Annotated in this window: 18 protein-coding genes and 1 tRNA gene; 8 read left to right on the plus strand and 11 right to left on the minus strand. The window is 68.8% G+C overall.

Going from position 1 to position 17,348, the window contains the following annotated elements; translation table 11 throughout:
• The first annotated feature begins 552 nt into the window (after positions 1-552).
• Positions 553-744: a BRO-N domain-containing protein gene (locus BLTE_RS13665; protein WP_160140618.1), complete on the plus strand. Its 192-nt coding sequence runs from the start codon at positions 553-555 to the stop codon at positions 742-744.
• Positions 745-1,438: 694 nt separating this feature from the next.
• On the opposite strand, the gene BLTE_RS13670 is transcribed toward BLTE_RS13665, so the two are convergent.
• The 3 genes from BLTE_RS13670 to cpdR form a co-directional block, all read right to left on the minus strand.
• The gene (locus BLTE_RS13670; protein ID WP_126401219.1) at positions 1,439-2,461 is read right to left on the minus strand and encodes a tyrosine-type recombinase/integrase; all 1,023 of its coding nucleotides are present in this window, start codon (positions 2,459-2,461) and stop codon (positions 1,439-1,441) included.
• A gap of 143 nt (positions 2,462-2,604) precedes the next feature.
• Positions 2,605-2,679 (minus strand) — tRNA-Val (locus BLTE_RS13675).
• A gap of 79 nt (positions 2,680-2,758) precedes the next feature.
• Positions 2,759-3,121 carry a cell cycle two-component system response regulator CpdR gene (cpdR, locus tag BLTE_RS13680; protein WP_126401220.1) on the minus strand — a complete coding sequence of 121 codons (363 nt, stop codon included), beginning with the start codon at positions 3,119-3,121 and terminating at the stop codon, positions 2,759-2,761.
• 273 nt (positions 3,122-3,394) lie between these two features.
• Between cpdR and BLTE_RS13685 the strand changes: the two genes are divergently transcribed.
• Entirely contained in the window at positions 3,395-4,282 is an 888-nt protein-coding gene (locus tag BLTE_RS13685; protein ID WP_126401221.1) for an N-formylglutamate amidohydrolase, read from the plus strand.
• A gap of 859 nt (positions 4,283-5,141) precedes the next feature.
• On the opposite strand, the gene BLTE_RS13690 is transcribed toward BLTE_RS13685, so the two are convergent.
• Positions 5,142-5,975, minus strand: a complete 834-nt coding sequence (locus BLTE_RS13690) for a hypothetical protein (protein WP_126401222.1) — start codon at positions 5,973-5,975, stop codon at positions 5,142-5,144.
• On the minus strand, positions 5,972-6,196 hold the full coding sequence (locus BLTE_RS13695; RefSeq protein WP_126401223.1) for a hypothetical protein: 225 nt from the start codon (positions 6,194-6,196) through the stop codon (positions 5,972-5,974). The genes BLTE_RS13690 and BLTE_RS13695 overlap by 4 nt, the downstream gene beginning before the upstream one ends.
• A 223-nt stretch (positions 6,197-6,419) precedes the next feature.
• On the opposite strand from BLTE_RS13695, the gene BLTE_RS13700 reads away from it, so the two are divergent.
• Positions 6,420-7,478, plus strand: a complete 1,059-nt coding sequence (locus tag BLTE_RS13700; RefSeq protein WP_126401224.1) for a DUF2336 domain-containing protein — start codon at positions 6,420-6,422, stop codon at positions 7,476-7,478.
• Between the two features lie 6 nt (positions 7,479-7,484).
• Here BLTE_RS13700 and BLTE_RS13705 read toward each other — a convergent pair whose 3' ends face one another.
• Genes BLTE_RS13705 through BLTE_RS13715 form a run of 3 tightly spaced genes read right to left on the minus strand, consistent with a single transcriptional unit; the run spans position 7,485 to position 10,499 of the window.
• Complete coding sequence (locus BLTE_RS13705) at positions 7,485-7,835, minus strand: DUF1491 family protein (protein WP_126401225.1); 351 nt, start codon at positions 7,833-7,835, stop codon at positions 7,485-7,487.
• A complete protein-coding gene (locus tag BLTE_RS18605; protein WP_244599997.1) occupies positions 7,832-8,677 on the minus strand; it encodes a peptidoglycan-binding domain-containing protein in 846 nt (281 codons plus the stop codon). Before BLTE_RS18605 ends, BLTE_RS13705 begins: the two co-directional genes overlap by 4 nt.
• On the minus strand, positions 8,670-10,499 hold the full coding sequence (locus tag BLTE_RS13715; protein WP_126401226.1) for a PAS domain-containing sensor histidine kinase: 1,830 nt from the start codon (positions 10,497-10,499) through the stop codon (positions 8,670-8,672). Before BLTE_RS13715 ends, BLTE_RS18605 begins: the two co-directional genes overlap by 8 nt.
• Positions 10,500-10,900: 401 nt before the next feature.
• Between BLTE_RS13715 and BLTE_RS13720 the strand changes: the two genes are divergently transcribed.
• Complete coding sequence (locus BLTE_RS13720; protein WP_126401227.1) at positions 10,901-11,302, plus strand: DUF5330 domain-containing protein; 402 nt, start codon at positions 10,901-10,903, stop codon at positions 11,300-11,302.
• Positions 11,303-11,389: 87 nt separating this feature from the next.
• Complete coding sequence (locus tag BLTE_RS13725) at positions 11,390-11,809, plus strand: SufE family protein (RefSeq protein WP_126401228.1); 420 nt, start codon at positions 11,390-11,392, stop codon at positions 11,807-11,809.
• 2 nt (positions 11,810-11,811) lie between these two features.
• Here the strand turns inward: BLTE_RS13725 and BLTE_RS13730 are convergent, their stop codons facing one another.
• Both BLTE_RS13730 and BLTE_RS13735 read right to left on the minus strand, forming a co-directional pair.
• Positions 11,812-12,426 carry a DUF6456 domain-containing protein gene (locus BLTE_RS13730; protein WP_244599998.1) on the minus strand — a complete coding sequence of 205 codons (615 nt, stop codon included), beginning with the start codon at positions 12,424-12,426 and terminating at the stop codon, positions 11,812-11,814.
• Entirely contained in the window at positions 12,423-12,869 is a 447-nt protein-coding gene (locus BLTE_RS13735; RefSeq protein ID WP_160140619.1) for a hypothetical protein, read from the minus strand. Before BLTE_RS13735 ends, BLTE_RS13730 begins: the two co-directional genes overlap by 4 nt.
• Before the next feature lie 350 nt (positions 12,870-13,219).
• Between BLTE_RS13735 and BLTE_RS13740 the strand changes: the two genes are divergently transcribed.
• Positions 13,220-14,176: an IS481 family transposase gene (locus tag BLTE_RS13740; RefSeq protein WP_126396489.1), complete on the plus strand. Its 957-nt coding sequence runs from the start codon at positions 13,220-13,222 to the stop codon at positions 14,174-14,176.
• Positions 14,177-14,297: 121 nt separating this feature from the next.
• Positions 14,298-15,662, plus strand: a complete 1,365-nt coding sequence (locus tag BLTE_RS13745; RefSeq protein ID WP_126401230.1) for an esterase-like activity of phytase family protein — start codon at positions 14,298-14,300, stop codon at positions 15,660-15,662.
• 223 nt (positions 15,663-15,885) lie between these two features.
• Here BLTE_RS13745 and BLTE_RS13750 read toward each other — a convergent pair whose 3' ends face one another.
• A complete protein-coding gene (locus BLTE_RS13750; protein WP_126401231.1) occupies positions 15,886-16,497 on the minus strand; it encodes a hypothetical protein in 612 nt (203 codons plus the stop codon).
• Between the two features lie 593 nt (positions 16,498-17,090).
• Here BLTE_RS13750 and BLTE_RS13755 point away from each other — a divergent pair.
• Complete coding sequence (locus BLTE_RS13755; RefSeq protein WP_126401232.1) at positions 17,091-17,348, plus strand: DUF4212 domain-containing protein; 258 nt, start codon at positions 17,091-17,093, stop codon at positions 17,346-17,348.

A 17,348-nucleotide genomic window follows, 5' to 3' on the forward strand; every position in this document is an offset into this window, starting at 1 on the left:
AACCCTTACGGACGCAGAAACGCCAGCATGACCGATCGTCCGTGAGGGTATACCTCAGCGGACATAACCTCCTCCTCGATGCCCTCCTCGAACGTGCCACCGTCCCATAAGAGGCCTTCTCTTTATGGACGGGTGGCACCTTCTGGAGGTCATCCACCCGTCGACGGGTGAGCGACCTCACGGCCACCCCAGTCATCGACGACTGACCTCAAGGGCTGCTGAGCACCCACCAACCTGACTGGTGGGTCGAGGTGTCCGTCTGGTCTGAGGAGGACGGGGAGGACGCGGCCACCTGAGGCCCCGCCCTCGACCTCGCCACATCCACGTCAGTCCACCAGCCGGCCGCCAGCCGGGGGCACGGGGGGAAGCCGCCGGCCGCGGAACCACGAGGGGGTGCTCGCGAATTTCTCCGGGGAATTTCCTTTGCGTACTGAGGAACCGCGCTATCGAAGGTGGCGGCCGACGAGAAGGATACCTGTCAGATCGTGACCTCTGGCTGATGAAAAGGGATGCGATCGGATCGCAACCCCTGGCGGACCTCAGAAGATGGTCGTGGCCGCCGACGTGTGCCGGGTGTTGGGGATCGTCCACGCCTACAAGGCCGTGGCACCCCTGCCGGCGGACGAGAAGAACCATCATCAGATGATGGGTGGTGGTAAGCTGGCCGCCATTATCTCCGAGCCCGGCCTCTACCGGCTCATCATGCGCAGCGACAAGCCGGTGGCCCGACCCTTCCAGGACTGAGTGGCCCGCGAGGTGCTGCCCGCGATCCGCGGGACCGGCGGCTACATGCTGGCCGGCGAGGATGAGAAGGGTAAGGATATGATCCCTACCCCTGGCGGACCGCAGAAGACGAGCGCCGCGTTCTCCTGAAGGGACGCCTCTTCGACAGGTGTCTCTTCACAGGTACCACCTCGAAGATCGCGGCCATCTCCGAGCCGGGCCTCTCCCAGCCGATCATGCGCAGCGACAAGCCGGTGGCCTACCGGGTGGCCGTGATGAGAAGGGGCTACATCACGTGTACACCCCTGGCGGGCCGCAGTGGATGAAAAGGAACTGAAACGAATTCAGACCCTCGGCGCGGACGAGCAAAGGCTCAATCGGATTGAGGGTATGCGGGATCGCCCCCGAACTGGTCTCCGAGTCGGGCCTCTACAAGCTCGTCATGCGCAGCGGCAAGCTTGAGAAGCTAAGGTGCTTCGCACCATGAGCCGAAGGCTCCTGGCGGAAGACCACGGGATCGCCAGCGATTGACTCCAAGATTCCCCAGGGCGGCCATTCATCCTTGACCGCCCAAATACTCCACCAACCGCCTGTGGCCGTCAGCGGCCAACCTCGCGAATCTGCGAGTCGTTGGGCGGGAAGCGAGGAGGAGGGGCCGGCATCCGGTGCCGACCCCAGGCGCATTTCAAGCGTCAACTACGCGGCCTGCAGGAAATCACCCTGCGACGCCAGCGAGCTTTTCCGCCACGCTCTCGGCCTTCAAGTGCGTGTAGCGGCTCAGCATCCGGGGATCGCGGTGGCCGCTGATGAGCGCCACCTCGGGGACGGTGAGTCCATATTCGAAGAACCGGGACACGGCTTCATGCCGCAGGTCGTGGAGGTGGAGGTCTGACAACCCGGCTCGCTCACGCAATCTGCCCCACGCCAACCGGACGGCATTCGTGGTGACGGGGAACACCCGGTCAGCGGTCTTGGGCGTCTCCCTCGGCCGCATCGGCATCGGGCGTATGGCTTCCAGCGTCTCGATGGCCTTGGGGGTCAGAGGGACGGTCCTGGGCAGGCCGTTCTTGGTCATGGGGAGGTAGACGGTGCGGGCGATCAGGTCCACGTCGCACCACCTCATCGACACCAGTTCGCCCCGGCGCATGCCAGTCTCGACGGCCAGGGTGACCAGCGGGCCGAGCCACCACACCCTCGTCTTCCCCAACGCCACGTCCAGCTTGTCGGGGTCGTCCTGGTTCAGCCTCCGGTCCCTCGGCAGCGGGTTCCTGGGCAACGTCACGGCCCTCAACGGGTTCACGGGAATCGGAAGGGACCACTCCTTTCGGGCGGTCTCGAAGCAATGACTGAGGATCGCGAACTCCCGGCGCACGGTGCTGGCCTTGACCTTCTGCAACCGCTCGTCCCGATACCGCGCGAAGCCCTGAGCGGTCGCGTTGGACAGGCTCGTGTCGGCCAGAGAGGTCCGCAGGAAAGCACGAAGGATGATGGTCTCGACGGCCGCGCCGCGTTTCCTCGGCACCACCTCTTCGAGGTACCGCTTCACGAGGTCCGAAATCGTGAGCCGTTTGATCGCTGACGGGTCGGCCACCAGCCCGTCCTTGTCGAGCTTGGTTTCGGTCTGCCTCGCCCAGGCCACCGCGTCGGCCTTCTGGTTGAAGGAGCGGGTGAGGAGGGGATGCCCCTGCCTCCGGACCTGCACCTGCCACTTGTCGCCGCGCTTGCGGATCGTCGCCATGTCATCCTCGCTGTGACACCAGTGTGACTGGCTTGTCTGCGAGGGGCTTTCGAGGCTGCAGAGGACTCACGGGACCGCACGCTTCACCGTGCCCGACCCGTTGAGTCTTCTCGCGATTTTCCGGCTGAGGTTCAGGCAGGGAATGGTGGGCGCGACTGGGATCGAACCAGTGACCCCTACGATGTCAACGTAGTGCTCTCCCGCTGAGCTACGCGCCCGAACCGGACGGCCGATCACTCGGCCGCGGGAGCAGGACCTATAATGACACTGGAGCGCCGCTGCAAGCGGGTCTGTGCATTACGCGGCCTGCAACATGCGCTGAACCTCGTTGACGAGGTCGCGCAGGTGGAACGGCTTCGACAGCACCTTGGCGTCGCGCGGCGCCCGCGAATCGGGATTCAGCGCCACCGCAGCGAAGCCGGTGATGAACATCACCTTGATGTCGGGATCGAGCTCGGTGGCGCGGCGCGCCAGCTCGATGCCGTCCATCTCCGGCATCACAATGTCGGTCAGAAGCAGTTCGAACGGCTCCTCACGCAACCGTTGATAGGCCGAAAGGCCATTGTCGAACGAAACCACCTCGTAGCCGGCATTCATCAGCGCCTTCACCAGAAAGCGCCGCATGTCGTTGTCGTCTTCGGCGAGCAAGATCTTGGACATCGCGCCCCGTCCTGGCATTGCGTTCCCTACATAAACGAACGTCTCGGTAAAAGGGAGGTTAGGGCCGCGCCGGAATCTCGCACAATCGTGCGGCGGCTGCGGCATGGCCGACCTGCCAGAAAGGAACTTGCCGGAAAGGACCTTGCCGGAAAGGGACCCGCCAGACTGGCCCCCGCCTGCAACGGACCGATCGCCCTGGCGGCGGCGCGGAAAGCCCTTGAGCGAGGGGGGCCGGCCGGTCAACAATGCTCCTTCGCCCAGGGGTCGAGCACCGTGACCGCGATCATCGCCGACATCGACCCGCCTTTCGACCTGATCGAGCCGGCCGCGCCCGCCGCGCCGGTGCTGTTCAGTTCGCCCCACAGCGGGCGCACCTACCCGCCCGATTTCCTCGCCAGCGTCCGGCTGTCGCTCGCCACGCTGCGCCGCTCCGAGGACAGCTTCGTCGACGAATTGTTCGAGGGGGCGCGGGCGCTGTCCATGCCGTTCCTGCGGGCGCATTTTCCGCGCTCCTTCATCGACCTCAACCGCGAGCCCTACGAGCTCGACCCGGCGATGTTCGACGGCCGGCTGCCGCCCTACGCCAATACCCGCTCGCTGCGGGTTGTCGGCGGGCTCGGCACCATCGCCCGCGTGGTCGGCGATGCCGTCGAGATCTATGACCGCCGCCTGCCGGTCGAGGCGGCGCTGGCGCGCATCGACGCCTATTACATGCCCTACCACCGCACGCTGCGCCGGGTGCTCAGCCGCCTGCACCGCCGGTTCGGCATCGCCGTGCTGATCGACTGCCACTCGATGCCGTCGAGCGCGGTGTGCCGCGAGGAGCGGCCGAAGGCCGACGTAGTGATCGGCGACCGCTACGGCACGAGCTGCTCGCCGCTGATCGTCGATCTGGTGGAGGGCACGCTGCGGGCGCTGGGCTACACCGTGGCACGCAACAAGCCCTATGCCGGGGGCTTCATCACCGAGCACTACGGCACCCCGGCCATGGGGCTGCACGCCATTCAGATCGAGATCAACCGGGCGCTCTATCTCGACGAGGCGCAGTTCCGCCCCTCGGAGCGCTTTGCGCGCATGCGCGCCGATATCGACGTGCTGGTGGGACGGCTCGCCGAGATGCCCTACCGCGACCTCGTCGCCTTTCCGGCGGCGGCGGAGTGATCCGCCAGCCGGCGCCGCGCCCCGCGGTCTGCAAACGCCCTTCCGAGACAAGGACTTCGCGCCGGGCCGGCGCGGGAGACGCGAATCGGTCTCAGCCGCAACGTTGCACCGCACCCGCGCGACCAACCACAAATCGGCGAATGCGTGCGATATCAGGCTTGCGGTTTTCGCATACGGCGCTATCAGTTTCGTGCGAGAGTGGTTCCGCTCGGCGGTCCGCTCGAGCGGGAGGCGTGCGCACAGAACAGGCCTGCAGAGCCGCAGTGGCGTCCGCCAAAAAGAAAGAGGCCGCCCCGTAAACGGAGCGGCCCAAGTCTAGGGAGGAAACGCCCAAGGAGGGCAGCGGTATTGCGACGCGACCGCAATACCGCGCTGCAACAATATGGCTGTGCGCCGCAAAAAAGGCAATCCCCCTGACGCATTTTTATCTAAGTGTCTATAACATAATGTTTTTTATAGCGCCTGAGGCGCTGGCGCGCCGTTCGGCCGCAACGGGAGCGGTAATTCAGAACCGCACCAGCGCTCCAAGACGCCGATCCGGGCCGTTCTCCGGCCGGGCAAACGGCTTTTCGGCCCCTCCCGAGGTCCGCACGCGGACGCAGCCCGTTTGGCGACGCAACCTGTTTGGCGACGTAACCCGTTTGGCGACGACAGACGCGCGGCAATGACGGGTGAGCGCAAACACAAGCGAGCGACAGTCCAGCGGCGTTCGCGAACCGATCGGCCGGAAACGTCTCGTACCCGGCCGCGAACGCGGACCGTTGGTTCCGGTCGCGGATTTTCGCGAAATCTCTGATTTCCCAAAAGAAAATCCGCGAGAGGCAACGGCCCCACGCGTCAGCGTCTGGGGCCGTTGGTCTCAGTCCTTGCGCACGATCGGCTTGTCCGAGCCCGGGAAATAGCCCTTGGTCTCGGGCGGCGGCACCGTCGGCGGCGGCTGGGTGATGAGCGCGAGCACCGGATCGGCGGCCCGCTCCTGCAGCGACTTGAGCGCGCGCTCGGCCTCCATGGCGATCGGCGCCGGCTGCGCCACCAGCAGGTTTTCCATAGCATCGCGGTAGATCGCGATGCGCTGGGCGAGGGCCGAGCGCACCGCGTCGATCAGCATCTTGTTCTCCTCGACACGCGCCATCACCTGCTCGCGCTGCATGTCGCTTACCGCCTGCACGAAGCGGAAGCTCTCGGTGCGGATGCGATCCATCTCGGCGACGTGGGCGGCGACCCGCACGAACGGGCCGATGCGGTCGCGGTCGGAGCGGATGTCGTCGATCAGCCGCTGCCAGCGGGCGGTGGTCGAGCGGAACTGGTAGGTCAGCAGCGCCTGGGTGTAGAGGCCCGGCGCCGGCTCCAGCGGGCCGTTGTTGGGCAGGATGCGCGGCGCCCGCAGCTCGGCCACCGGCAGGCTCAGGAACTTGAAGCCCTCGGGCGGGGCCAGATAGGCGTAGGCGCGGTCGCGCAGCTGGCGCTCGTCGTCGGTCATGGCGACCAGCGACACCGGCTCGCCGCGCACGGAGGCGAAGGCGCCGCCGACCACCGGCAGCACGTCGTCGCGGACGACATTGGGGCGCGGCCGGGCGAAATCGCCCTCAAGCTGGGCGCAACCGCCGGCCAGCGTGGCGATCAGGCCCGCGGCAGCGGCCGGGCGGCAACGAAACCGGATCATGAGCGCGCGGGTCATGGGTGAACGGGTCATGGCCGCGTCTGCCCCCAAACGCCGGCCTGGCTCGACGGCCGGCAATCGGCAGCCGGCATGCACGGGGCAGGGCCGCCCGCCTCGCCCAGGCGCTCGACGCGCACCGCCGGCAGGATCACCACCTCGGCGCCCGCGGCGCCGGCATTTGTGTCGCAGGCGCGCGCGCTATTCGGTGCCGGCGGCGAAAGCCGCTCCACCGGAAACCTGAGCACCGTGCCCATTCCCCTCTCCCCCATGGCCGTATCGACGTCCGTATCGGCGTCCGCCGTCGCGACCGGCCGGCTTCGATCGGGCCGATTAAGGGGCCGGTAAGGTTAACAGCCTGTTAAATGCTCGGCCGATAGGGTCGTCCCCGCCAGCACGCCGCCCGAGTCGCCCCGCCGACACGGCCGGCAAGGCCGCCTGCAGAGACGACGTGCAAAGACGACCCTTGAGCCGAGCTTCATGACGACCAGAACGCCCAATATTCGCGGCCTCATCACCCTCGCCCGGCAGGAGGGGGTCGACATTCGCCCAACGCTCGTGCGGGTGATCACCGATCTCTATGTCGGCGAGCCGGTCCACAGCGCGGCCGAGGTGGAGCGCTACACCGAACTGGCGCGCCACATGCTCGAAGCGGTCGACGAGGGCTCGCGAATCGCGGTGGCGATGAAGCTCGCGCGTTATCCGCAGGCGCCGCGCGAGATCCTGATGATGCTCGCCGTCGACACCATCGCGGTGGCCGAGCAGGTGCTGGCACGCGCGCATTTCGCCGAGGCCGATCTTCTCCAGCTCGCCGACATGCTCGACGATCAGCGCCGCCGGATCATCGCCAAGCGGCCGGACCTGCCGGCTTCGGTGGCGGAACACCTCGTCGCGCTGGAATATGGCCGCTCGCAGAGCGCCGCGCGAGACCCGCTCCGCCCCACACCAAGGCTCGACGCCGCCCCCGAACTCCAGCCCGATCTCTCCCAGCCGGATCCGGCCCAGCCCGCGGAGACCGCGGCGCCGCTGCCCTGGCTGCCGAGCCCGCCCGCCGCGGTGCCGGCCGGGCGGCGCGCGCCGCTGCCGCTGGCCAACCCGGCGGACTATGCGTTCGCCGCGGCCGAGCTGGAGCAGGCGGCGCTGCAGAAGCGCACCGACGACTTCATCGACGTGCTCGCCCGGGTGTTCGAGCTCGATCGCGGCAAGGCGGAGGAGATCGTCGCCGACCCCAGCGGCCAGCCGGTGGCCATCGCCTGCCGGGCGCTCGGCATGTCGAGCGACGCCTTCTCGCGCATCATGCTGTTTCTCGATCCCACGATCGGCCGCTCGGTAGCGCTGGTATTCCAGCTCGCCGAATATTACGGCCGGCTGTCGGTGGCCGAGGCGCGCGAGGTGACGGCGCTGTGGCGCGAATCGCGGCGCCCCGGCGGACGCCACATGCCGGCGACCTCGCCGGACGGCACCGGGCGCCACAGCTTCGAGCCGCGGCGCGGCGCGCCGTCCCTGCCGGCCGAAACCCGCACGACGCTACGGCGGTAAACCGCGTCAGCGCGGCACCAGCGGCTCCAGGAAGTGGCGGCCGGCGCGGTCCTCCACCGTCACGATCCACAGATCGGAATCGAAGCGCAGCTCGCGCGCCAGGATCGCGTCCGCCTCGGCGGCGGCGATGGTGTCGTCCGCGTGCAGCGGCGTGAAGGCGCGATCGGGCGCGGCCTCATCGAACGCGCTTTGCGGCGCCGGGCCATAGAGCGCGACGCGGCCGTCGAGCCGGTCGACCTCGACGAAGACGGCGCCGGCCTCCTCCGAGCCGCGGCGGCGCACCACGGCATAGGCGCCCTCGATCTGGCAGCGCCGCAGATAGGCCGAAACCCAGATCGCGCTCTTGAGGCGGCTCATTCGATCGGCATGCCGCTCACCGCGGCGAGCTCGCGCACCAGCCGGTCGCTGATCTCGCCGGTGACCGGCAGATTGCGGTCGCGCTCGAAGCGCTGGACGGCGGCGCGGGTCTCGCCGCCGGGGCGCCCGTCCGGCCGCACCGGCCCGTAGCCGAGGCGGGCCAGCGCCCGCTGGACGGCGACGGTGCGGGTGTCGACCACCGGCAGCGGCGGCCGCGGCGGCGGCTTGGTCTCGGCGTGTTTCAGCGCCGCCAGCAGCGCCTCGGTCGGCTCGCCCGATTCGTGCCAGCCCAGCGCCAGCTCGATGTCGCGGATCGCCGCCTCGGTCTTGGGGCCGAGCACGCCGTCCGGCGGCCCGTCATAGAGGCCGTGGCGCTGCAGCTCGCGCTGCAGGTCGGCGATGATCTGCTGGCGCGGCCTTGCGGCGGGCGTCGCCGCCGGCGGCGCCACCGACGCGGTGGCATTCAAGGCAACCGGCCGGGCCACCGGCAGCGGCGCCAAGCTGCCGGTCGCCTCGCCCTGGACGGCCTTTGCCGCCAGCGCCTTGGGGTCGAGCAGCTTCGACTCCAGACTTTTCGAGTCCTGCCCCTTCGCGGCGGCGCCGGACGCGACCTTCGACGCCTCCGCCTTGGGGGTGGCGGCGACGATCGGCGCCGGGTGCGGCCCGCTCTGCATCATCAGGGCGTTGACGGCGACCGCGCCGGACGCAACCGCGATCAGCGCCAGCCCCACGGCATCGGCCGGGCGCAGCCCGAGCGCCTCGCTCGCACGGCGCATCAAGCCGCGCTGGGTGTGCTCATCGGCCGGACTGCCCCAGCCTTCCTCGACCATTTCGCTACGCACGCTTGCGAATCTCCCTGGTCTCGTCGCCGGCTGCAGCATCCTCCTGGTGGGCGCGGCGCGGCAGCGGGGTGACCACGGCCGCGGACCGGGCCGGGTGGCGTGCCGACTCGCCGTCGCGCGGCAGCCGGACGGTGACCAGCGTACCCTCGCCCAGCCGGCTGGCGATTTCGAGGCGGCCGCCGTGCAGCTCGACAAGGCCCTTGACCACCGACAGGCCGAGCCCGCTGCCCTCGAACGGCCGGTCATAGGCCGAGCCGCACTGGAAGAACGGCGCGCCGAGGCGCGGCAGGTCGGCGGCGTCGATGCCGATGCCGGTGTCGGCGACCGCGAGGCACACGTCGCTGCCCTCGATCGCGGCGCGCACCGTCACCGTGCCGCCGGGCTTGGTGAACTTCACCGCATTGGAGATGAGGTTGATCAGGATCTGCTTCAGCGCGCGCCGGTCGGCGACGATCTCGGGCAGGTCGGCGTCGATCTCCGCCGACAGCGACAGCCCGGCCGCCTGCGCCTTCAGCGCCATCATCTCGCAGCAGCCCTCGACCACCGGCTTCAGCGCGAACGGCTCGGCCAGCACGTCGAATTTGCCCGATTCGATGCGCGAGACGTCGAGGATGCCGTTGACCACGCCGAGCAGGTGATGCCCCGATTCGTGGATCAAGCGGGCATAGTCGCCGCGCTTCTGTGCATCGAGCGGCATGCGGCGTTCATTGAGCAGGATCTCGGCAAAGCCGATGATGGCGTTGAGCGGCGTGCGCAGTTCGTGCGTCATGGTGGCGAGGAAGCGTGTCTTGGCGCGGTCGGCGCGTTCGGCCTCGCAGCGGGCGAGTTCGAGCGTCTCCTCCTGCCGCTTGCGCTCGGAGATGTCGCGGGTCACCGCCACCACCGGCCGGCGCGTGCCGTTCGGCACGCCGTCCTCGACCGGCCGGCAGCGCATCTCCACCCACACATGGCCGGCTTCGGCGAGGTCTTCGGCGCTGCCGCGCCGCAGGCGGAACTCGACCGCACCCGGCGCGCCCTCGGCGGTGGCGCGGCTCAGCGCGGAGAGATAGGCGGGCCTGTCGGCGACATGGACGCGGGCGAACAGGCCGTCGCCGGCAAGCTCGGACGGCGCAACGCCGAGCAGCGATTCGGCGGCCGGCGAGACGAAGGTGACGGCGCCGTTCGGCGCATGGCGGGTGACAAGGTCCGTCATGTGCTCGGCGAGCAGGCGGTAGCGCGCATCGTGGACGTGCTGCAGCCGCTCCACCGAGGCCATCAGTGCGCCGGAGCCGAGCGCCAGCAGGGTGCCGTAGACCACCACTGCCAGCACTGCGAACAGCATCAGCGCGCCTTGCGGCGATGCATCGGCCGGCGGTACGAGGCCGAGGGCGCCGGCTGCGAACAGGCCGAGCGCCGCGACAAGCGCGATCGCGCCCGCGCCGATCATCACCCGCCGGTTCCCAGACAGCGAGGCCTGCAGCGGGATCACCGCGAGCCACACCAGGGCCGGCGAGGCGGGGCCGCCGGTGGCCGAAGCGATGGTGAGGGCAAGGCCGGCATGGGCCGCGGCCGAGGCGAGATGGGCGGCAGCAAACCGGCCGCTCGCCGACAGGAACCACGCCAGTGCCAGCGGGCTCGCCAGCCAAGCGAGTGCTGCGACCGCCGCCGCATCGGGCGCGCCGCGGATTGCGAGATAGAGCGGAAACAGCGCCAGCGCCGCCACCCCGGCGCCGAGATGGCTGCCGATGAAGGCGCGATGGCGGGCCGCAGCCAGAGCGTCGGCACGGACACTCGGGTGCACGAGCCCGTCAATGTAGGTCCGGATCGGCTCGAACACCGGCACGCACGCAACTCCCCGCGCAGAAGCGCTTTCACGGGAGGCATCGTGACATCCGCCCCTTAAATGAAGCCTAAGCGGACGGCCCGGAAAGACTCTGGAAGCCCTAACGATGCGTTGAGGCTGGCGCTTTCGCGTTCATGGTGAATAACGGGTGAAGACTCCGCAGCCCTGCATCACCCATGCCCAGCCGGCCTCGCGCCATTTGCTGAGAGGCCGGCGGCCGAAACGGCGCAACTGCGATTCAAGTTCGCAGAAAACGCTCCGATGATTTGAACCGATTGCGCGGCGCAATGAAGAGCAAATCGAAACCAATCCCTGCTAGATCTTGGGCCTCGCCATCCGGGCGCGGGCCGTGTCGTTGCCCGGCCGGGTGCGCGGCGCGGACGGACAATCGGGGTTCCTGAATGGGGTTCCTGCTCAGAGCGACGTTGCTGCTGGTGGTGGTGCTGGCGCTGATCCCGACCGGCAGCGGCACGGACTCGCGCACCGGGGCGGTCGGGGCGGGCGATGCGATGTCGGCCGCCCAGGCCGCCATCGAGGACGCGCGGGGATTCTGCACCCGCCAGCCGGACGCCTGCGCGTTCGCCAGCCGCTTCGCCGCCACACTGACCGACAAGGCGGAGGCGGCCGCCAAGATGCTCTATGAGTTCCTGCGCGACCAGAGCGCCAACCGCGCCAACCCGGCGACCACCGGCAGCATCCGCGAATCGGCCGATGCCGGCAATGCCGACCACACGCTGGCGCCGAGCGAGCGCGGCGTGCCCTGGCACGCCCCGGATGCGCCGCCGCCGCGCCGGCACGAGTGATCGCACAAGGAAGGAACAGGCGGGCACAGCGGCCGGCACAACGGCAAATCGGTTCCCGCGGCGGCTGCGACGCTCTATATGTCGTGCATGACGCTTGATGAAATCACCGAGAATTTCGCGCTGCTCGACGACTGGGAAGACCGCTACCGGTATCTCATCGAGCTCGGACGGCTGATGCCGCCCTTCCCGGCCGAGGCCCGCACCGACGCCAACAAGGTGCAGGGCTGCGCCAGCCAGGTGTGGCTGTCGACGCGGATCGAGCCGGGGCCGGAGCCGATCCTCACCTTCACCGGCGACAGCGACGCCCACATCGTCAAGGGGCTGATCGCCGTGCTGGTGGCGCTCTATTCCGGACAGCCGGCGCGGGCGATCCTCGACACCGACGCCATCGAGCTGTTCGACCGTTTCGGCCTGCGCGAGCACCTGACGCCGCAGCGCTCCAACGGCCTGCGCTCGATGATCGAGCGCGTCCGCGCCGACGCCCGCGCCGCGCTGGCGGAAGCGTAGGATCACCCCGCTTCGGCCTCCGCGCTCCAGCTCCGCATGCGGCCGCGCGCCGGCCCGCGCGCCTCGCCGCTGAGGCCGTAGTGGCGGGCGAGCCGGTCGAGCGCCAGCCCCAGCACCACCTTGGCGGTGCGGGCGGGCCAGCCGCGCTCGCGCTCCACCGTCTCCAGCCCCTTGAGGAAGCAGCACACGTCGAGCAGGAGCCCGGCGACCTCGGGGCCGGCTGCCTCCAGCGCCCGCTCCAGCCGCGCCTTGGCCGCCACCACCGCCTCGGCGAACAGCGCCGGATCGCGGCTCTCGCCGCGGCGGCTCGCGCCCACCGACGCATCCCAACTGGCGGTGACGCGCGGCGTCATCTGCGCGCGGGTGAAGTCCGCCCGCAGCCGCTCGCCGGCCACGAACTGGTGCGGGGCGATCAGCGGCTGGCCGGCCTTGTCCCGGCGGCGGGCGAGCCAGGCGAGCGGGCTTTCCTCGGCATCGCGCAGCACCTCGGCGGCGATGCCGTCGACCTCCACCCGGTCCGCCACCAGCGCGCGGTGCTGCGCCAGGGATGGAGCCTTGGCGGCGGGCCGCGCTTCGGCAGCGCTCTTGCGGGAGCCCCTCTTGCGCGACGCGCTCATCGCCGCACCTCCAGGCCGAGCGAGGAGGCCAGCGCCAGGGCCCGGCGCTCCAACGCGTCGAACCCGCGATCGGTGGCGGCGTCCTCGCGCAGATCCTCGATGCGGGCGCAGGCGCGCTCGACCGTGCGCCGGTCGCGCCGGAACAGCGTCGCGGTGGCGGCGCGGTCGAAGCCGAACACCACATGCACCAGATAGATCGCACACTGGCGGGCGAGCACGATGTCGTGCGCGCCGCGCGGATGCTCCAGGGCGGCGGGCGAGACCCGGTGCAGGGAGGCGGCGAGCCAGGTGGCGATGAGATAGGCCGCCTGATGGTCGCGGCCGGTTTGGGGCGCGGCCGCGCCGGTGCGCCGGCCGGTTTGGGGCGCGGACGCCCCGGTGCGGCGGCCGGCTGGGGCGGTGCCCGCGCGCGGCGGATCGGCAGGGGTCGGGGCGATGGACACGACGGGCTCCTCTCCTAGGAATTTCGCCCTAGACTTATGCCCGGTTGCGCCCACGGGCGCAAGCAATCTTGGCGGCACACCGCCGGGGCACCCGCAAGCCCCTGTTTCGCCGACGCCTTCCGCATTGGCACACAATTCCTGGCCTAGGACTTTATGACCGGAACGGCCGCCCGCCCCGTCGCCGCGCCGGCCGCGTCATCGAACCGTCGCCGAACCGTCAGCGGCACGACATCCGGCGCGGCCAAGTCTCCCGCCTCCAAGCGCTAGATGTGGGCTTTCAGGAGGTTGTCCATTCGGCCCTGGCCGGGAACGCTGATGTCGCCAGACGTCAGTGATTCGCGGAGGACCGAATGGACACTCACAAGAATGCTCGCCTGACCCCGAAAGGTCGAGAGGTGATGGTGGGCGCCGTGGTGGATGGCGGACTGACCAATGCCGAGGCCGCGCGTCGCTACAACACCACGCCGAAGACGGTCGCCAAATGGGTCGGGCGCTTCCGCGCCGAGGGTGTCGATGGTTTGCGCGACCGCTCCTCCAGGCCGCTTTCATCGCCAGGCCAAACAGCGCCCGCCACGTGCGCTGCGGTCGAGGCGTTGCGCCGCCAGCGCTGCACCGGCAAGCAGATCGCGGCCGAGCTCGGCCTCTCGCCGGCCACCGTCAGCCGTATCCTGCGGCGGCGCGGCTTGAACAAGCTCAGCGCCCTGGAGCCGGCCGAACCGGTCCGGCGCTACGAACGCCAGCATCCCGGCGAGATCATTCACATCGACATCAAAAAGCTCGGCCGGTTCAACACGGTGGGCCACCGCATCACCGGCGATCGCAGCGGGCAAAGCAACAGCCGCGGGGTCGGCTGGGAGTGCCTGCATCTCGCCATCGACGATCATTCGCGGGTCGCCTACTCGGAAATCCTGCCCGACGAAAAGCGCCCGTCCTGTCTGCGCTTTCTGTTCAATGCACTGCGCTTCTTCAGGGCCCATGGCGTCAAGGTTCAGCGCGTGATGACCGACAACGGCGCCAGCTTCCGCTCCTTCCGCTATGCCAGGGCGCTGCGCCTACTCGAGATCAAGCACCTGCGCACCAAGCCGTATACGCCCAAGACCAACGGCAAGGCCGAGCGCTTCGTCCAAACGAGCTTGCGCGAATGGGCCTACGCCAAAGCTTATCTGCACTCCGATCAGCGCGCCGCAGAGCTGCCGATCTGGCTGCATCGCTACAATTGGCACAGGCCCCATGGTAGCTTGCAAGCCAAGACACCCATCAGCCGCCTCGGTCTGACCGAGGACAACCTGTTGAGGCTCCACAGCTAGAGCGTCATCCGATCTGACCGCATCAGATCGGACGCTCCAAGTGTTTGGTTTGTCGCATTTTCTTTCGCAAAACCGGCATCCACTTTTGCGGAAAATGCCCTAGGATGGAAAAGGATACGTCATGCGTCTGACGGCCTGCATCGTGGCGGCCTGCGCGCTCGCCACGCCCGCCGCTGCCCAGCAGCAGTTCCCGGCCACCCTCGCCGGCCACGCCCTCATTCCGGCCGCGGCCAGCTTCGCGCCGCCGGCCGACGCGCCGGCCGAGCTCGCCGTCTCCGGCAAGTTCGTCTCGCCCGACCGCCGCCGCGTCGACGAGACCGGCACGATCGCCGGCACCTCGTTCCTCTCCGCCCCCACCGCGCCGCGCAAGACCGGCTTCACCGTGCCGATCAAGGGCCAGCCGGTGCAGGGCTTCTCCGGCATCAAGACGATGGATGACGGCAGCTTCCTGGTGCTGACCGACAACGGCTTCGGCGCCAAGCGCGACTCGGCCGACGCCCTGCTGGTCGCCCACCGCGTGCGTCCGGACTGGGCGAGCGGCAAAATGGAGATCGCCGAGACGATCTTCCTGCGCGACCCCGACCGCAAGGTGCCGTTCCAGATCACGCTCGAAGGCACGCCGGCGCGCTATCTCACCGGCGCCGACTTCGACATCGAATCGATCCAGCCGATCGGCGACAAGCTGTGGTTCGGCGACGAGTTCGGCCCCTATCTGATCCGCACCGACAAGACCGGCAAGGTGGAAGCGGTGTTCGACACCATGGTGGACGGCAAGGTCGCCCGCTCGCCCGACCATTTCCAGGTGCTCACCCCGGCGGTGCCGGGCGGCAAGGTCGAGTTCACCGTGCGCCGCTCGCGCGGCTATGAGGGCATGGCCGCCTCGAAGGACGGCAAGTTCCTCTATCCGCTGCTCGAAGGCCCGCTGTGGGACGCGGCGGCCGGCGCCTGGGAGACCATCGACGGCAAGGCCGTGCTGCGCATCCTCGAATTCTCGACCGCCGAGAACAAGTGGACCGGCCGGTTCTGGTACTACCCGCTGGAGCTCGCCGGCAACAATATCGGCGACTTCAACATGATCGATCCGACGATGGGGCTGATCATCGAGCGCGACAATGGCGAGGGCGCCGAGGCCGAAGCCTGCCCGGAGGGCGCGCCGCGGCCGGACTGCTTCAACGTGCCGGCGCGCTTCAAGCGCGTCTACAAGATCGAGCTGTCGGATGCCACCGTCGGCAAGCCGGTGCGCAAGGTCGGCTACATCGATCTGATGGCGATCAAGGATCCCAAGGGGCTCGCCCGCCAGGGCGGCAGCGAGGGCACGCTCAGCTTTCCGTTCGTGACGATCGAGGATGTCGATCGCGTCGATGCCACCCACATCATCGTCGCCAACGACAACAATTTCCCCTACTCCGCCGGTCGCAAGCCGCAGGTGCAGGACGACAACGAGTTCGTGCTGCTGGAGGTGGGCGCGTTCCTCGCCGCGAAGTGATACGGTTTCCGGCTGATCAAGCCGTAAAGCGTATTCCGATCGCCGAAAATCCCGTTGCCGCGAATCTTTTGAGGACCTGGGATTTTCGGCGAGGCCGTTTCCGGTATCCCGAAGGGATCAACCGGAAACCGAATGGCGTCGCAAGCCCGCCCAACCGCTCCCGTCATCGCCGGGCCTGCCCGGCGATGACCACGGCGGGGCGCACGCGAGACGGCCGTCGGCATCACGCCCCGGCCGGCGCCAGTTCGGCCGCCAGCGCCGCGCAGTCGAAGTCGCGCACGAACTCGGCGTGCAGCGTGATCAGGCTGGTGCGCAGGTGATTGCGCACGATCAGCGAATCCTGCTGCTTGATGTCCGGGTGCATCGGCATCAGCTCGAAGATGCGCGGGCCGAAGGGCACCGAAATGTCCTTGACCGGCTTTGGCGGATGCAGCCCCACCGCGATGAGCGCGTCGTGCAGCGCGGCGCGCATCGCCCCCCACTCCGCGTCGCCGATGGCCGGATAGACCGGGTGGCGGTCGAACGCCTTGAGCGCACACGCGGCGACCGCCGGCGCCAGCGCGGCAGGTGCGGGCGCGAACGGGCGCAGCGCCCCCTCGACCATCTCGCCGACCAATTGCAGCCCGATCGGGAACGAGCGCCAGCGCGCCACGTCCAGCGCCGCGATGAACATCGGCTCCTGATAGATCACCTGCCAGTTGGTGCCGGCGCGGGCGCGCGAATATTCGTGGATGCCCTTCTGGATCAGGTGGGCGGCGCGGCTGTCGAGCCACGCCACCAGCGCCGCCCGGTCGGCGGCGGGCGGAGCCTTGCGGAACAGGTCGAACAGCGCCATCGGGCCGGGCCTCCTTGCGGGCGGACGGAACCGGGGACGAAACGTCATGCGGTTTCCGGTTGATCGCTTCGGAATGCCGGCAACAGCCTCACCAAAAGACCTTGATACGAAGGGGATCTCTTTCGGATACGAAGGGGATCTCTTTCGGCGACCGGCAGACGAAACGCCGGCCTGACCAGCCGGATTCCGTATCACCATGTCGCATTCATCCCGCACGCGGCAATAGGGCACGCCTCGCGGACGAGGCCGGTTGCGATGCGGGATCGGCGCGAGACCGCCGGCCCACCCGTCCGCCCCGGAGACAGCGTTGTCCGGCGTTTGCGCCCGCCCCAATTTCGCGCCGCCGATGCTGCAATGCAATAAACGCCAGCGATTTCAGCGGGTTCGGCGGGCGTCTCGGCAAATAGTAGCATAGGGAGGATTGCGCAGGCCTGCTAGGCTGCCGACAAGTCCCCTATGCAACCAATTCAAGCGGGACGCGTCGGGAAGCGCCACGGTCGGCTGGAAACACTCGGGTTCCGGCGGTCTTCCCGTTTGACTTTTTGTTGGCCGCGCCGTTGGCGGCTCACAGTCATCGAGGAGGAACCACGCCAATGTCCAACCCCAAAGAGGCCACCCACTGGCCGCGCACGGTCCGCCTGATGTGGATCATGCTCGCCCTGTGGGCGTTCTTTTCGTTCTTCATCCACTTCTTCGTCACGGCCCTGAACAAGATCGTGATCTTCGGCTTCCCGCTCGGCTTCTACATGGCCGCGCAGGGTTCGCTGATCGCCTTCGTGGTCATGCTGTTCTGGTTCGCCTACGCCCAGGACAAGATCGACCGCGACTGCGGCGTCGCCGAGGACGAGTGA

It is taken from the genome of Blastochloris tepida (genome assembly GCF_003966715.1).
Classification (GTDB): Bacteria; Pseudomonadota; Alphaproteobacteria; order Rhizobiales; family Xanthobacteraceae; genus Blastochloris; species Blastochloris tepida.

Excerpts from the sequence above, each read along its gene's own strand:
- BLTE_RS13750 (WP_126401231.1), bottom strand. The coding sequence starts at position 16,497 with ATGGCGCTGTTCGACCTGTTCCGCAAGGCTCCGCCCGCCGCCGACCGG.
- BLTE_RS13700 (WP_126401224.1), top strand. The coding sequence starts at position 6,420 with ATGACGACCAGAACGCCCAATATTCGCGGCCTCATCACCCTCGCCCGG.
- BLTE_RS13690 (WP_126401222.1), bottom strand. The coding sequence starts at position 5,975 with ATGACCCGTTCACCCATGACCCGCGCGCTCATGATCCGGTTTCGTTGC.
- BLTE_RS13725 (WP_126401228.1), top strand. The coding sequence starts at position 11,390 with ATGACGCTTGATGAAATCACCGAGAATTTCGCGCTGCTCGACGACTGG.
- BLTE_RS13695 (WP_126401223.1), bottom strand. The coding sequence starts at position 6,196 with ATGGGCACGGTGCTCAGGTTTCCGGTGGAGCGGCTTTCGCCGCCGGCA.
- BLTE_RS13755 (WP_126401232.1), top strand. The coding sequence starts at position 17,091 with ATGTCCAACCCCAAAGAGGCCACCCACTGGCCGCGCACGGTCCGCCTG.
- BLTE_RS13720 (WP_126401227.1), top strand. The coding sequence starts at position 10,901 with ATGGGGTTCCTGCTCAGAGCGACGTTGCTGCTGGTGGTGGTGCTGGCG.
- BLTE_RS13705 (WP_126401225.1), bottom strand. The coding sequence starts at position 7,835 with ATGAGCCGCCTCAAGAGCGCGATCTGGGTTTCGGCCTATCTGCGGCGC.
- BLTE_RS13670 (WP_126401219.1), bottom strand. The coding sequence starts at position 2,461 with ATGGCGACGATCCGCAAGCGCGGCGACAAGTGGCAGGTGCAGGTCCGG.
- BLTE_RS13740 (WP_126396489.1), top strand. The coding sequence starts at position 13,220 with ATGGACACTCACAAGAATGCTCGCCTGACCCCGAAAGGTCGAGAGGTG.
- cpdR (WP_126401220.1), bottom strand. The coding sequence starts at position 3,121 with ATGTCCAAGATCTTGCTCGCCGAAGACGACAACGACATGCGGCGCTTT.
- BLTE_RS13730 (WP_244599998.1), bottom strand. The coding sequence starts at position 12,426 with ATGAGCGCGTCGCGCAAGAGGGGCTCCCGCAAGAGCGCTGCCGAAGCG.
- BLTE_RS13745 (WP_126401230.1), top strand. The coding sequence starts at position 14,298 with ATGCGTCTGACGGCCTGCATCGTGGCGGCCTGCGCGCTCGCCACGCCC.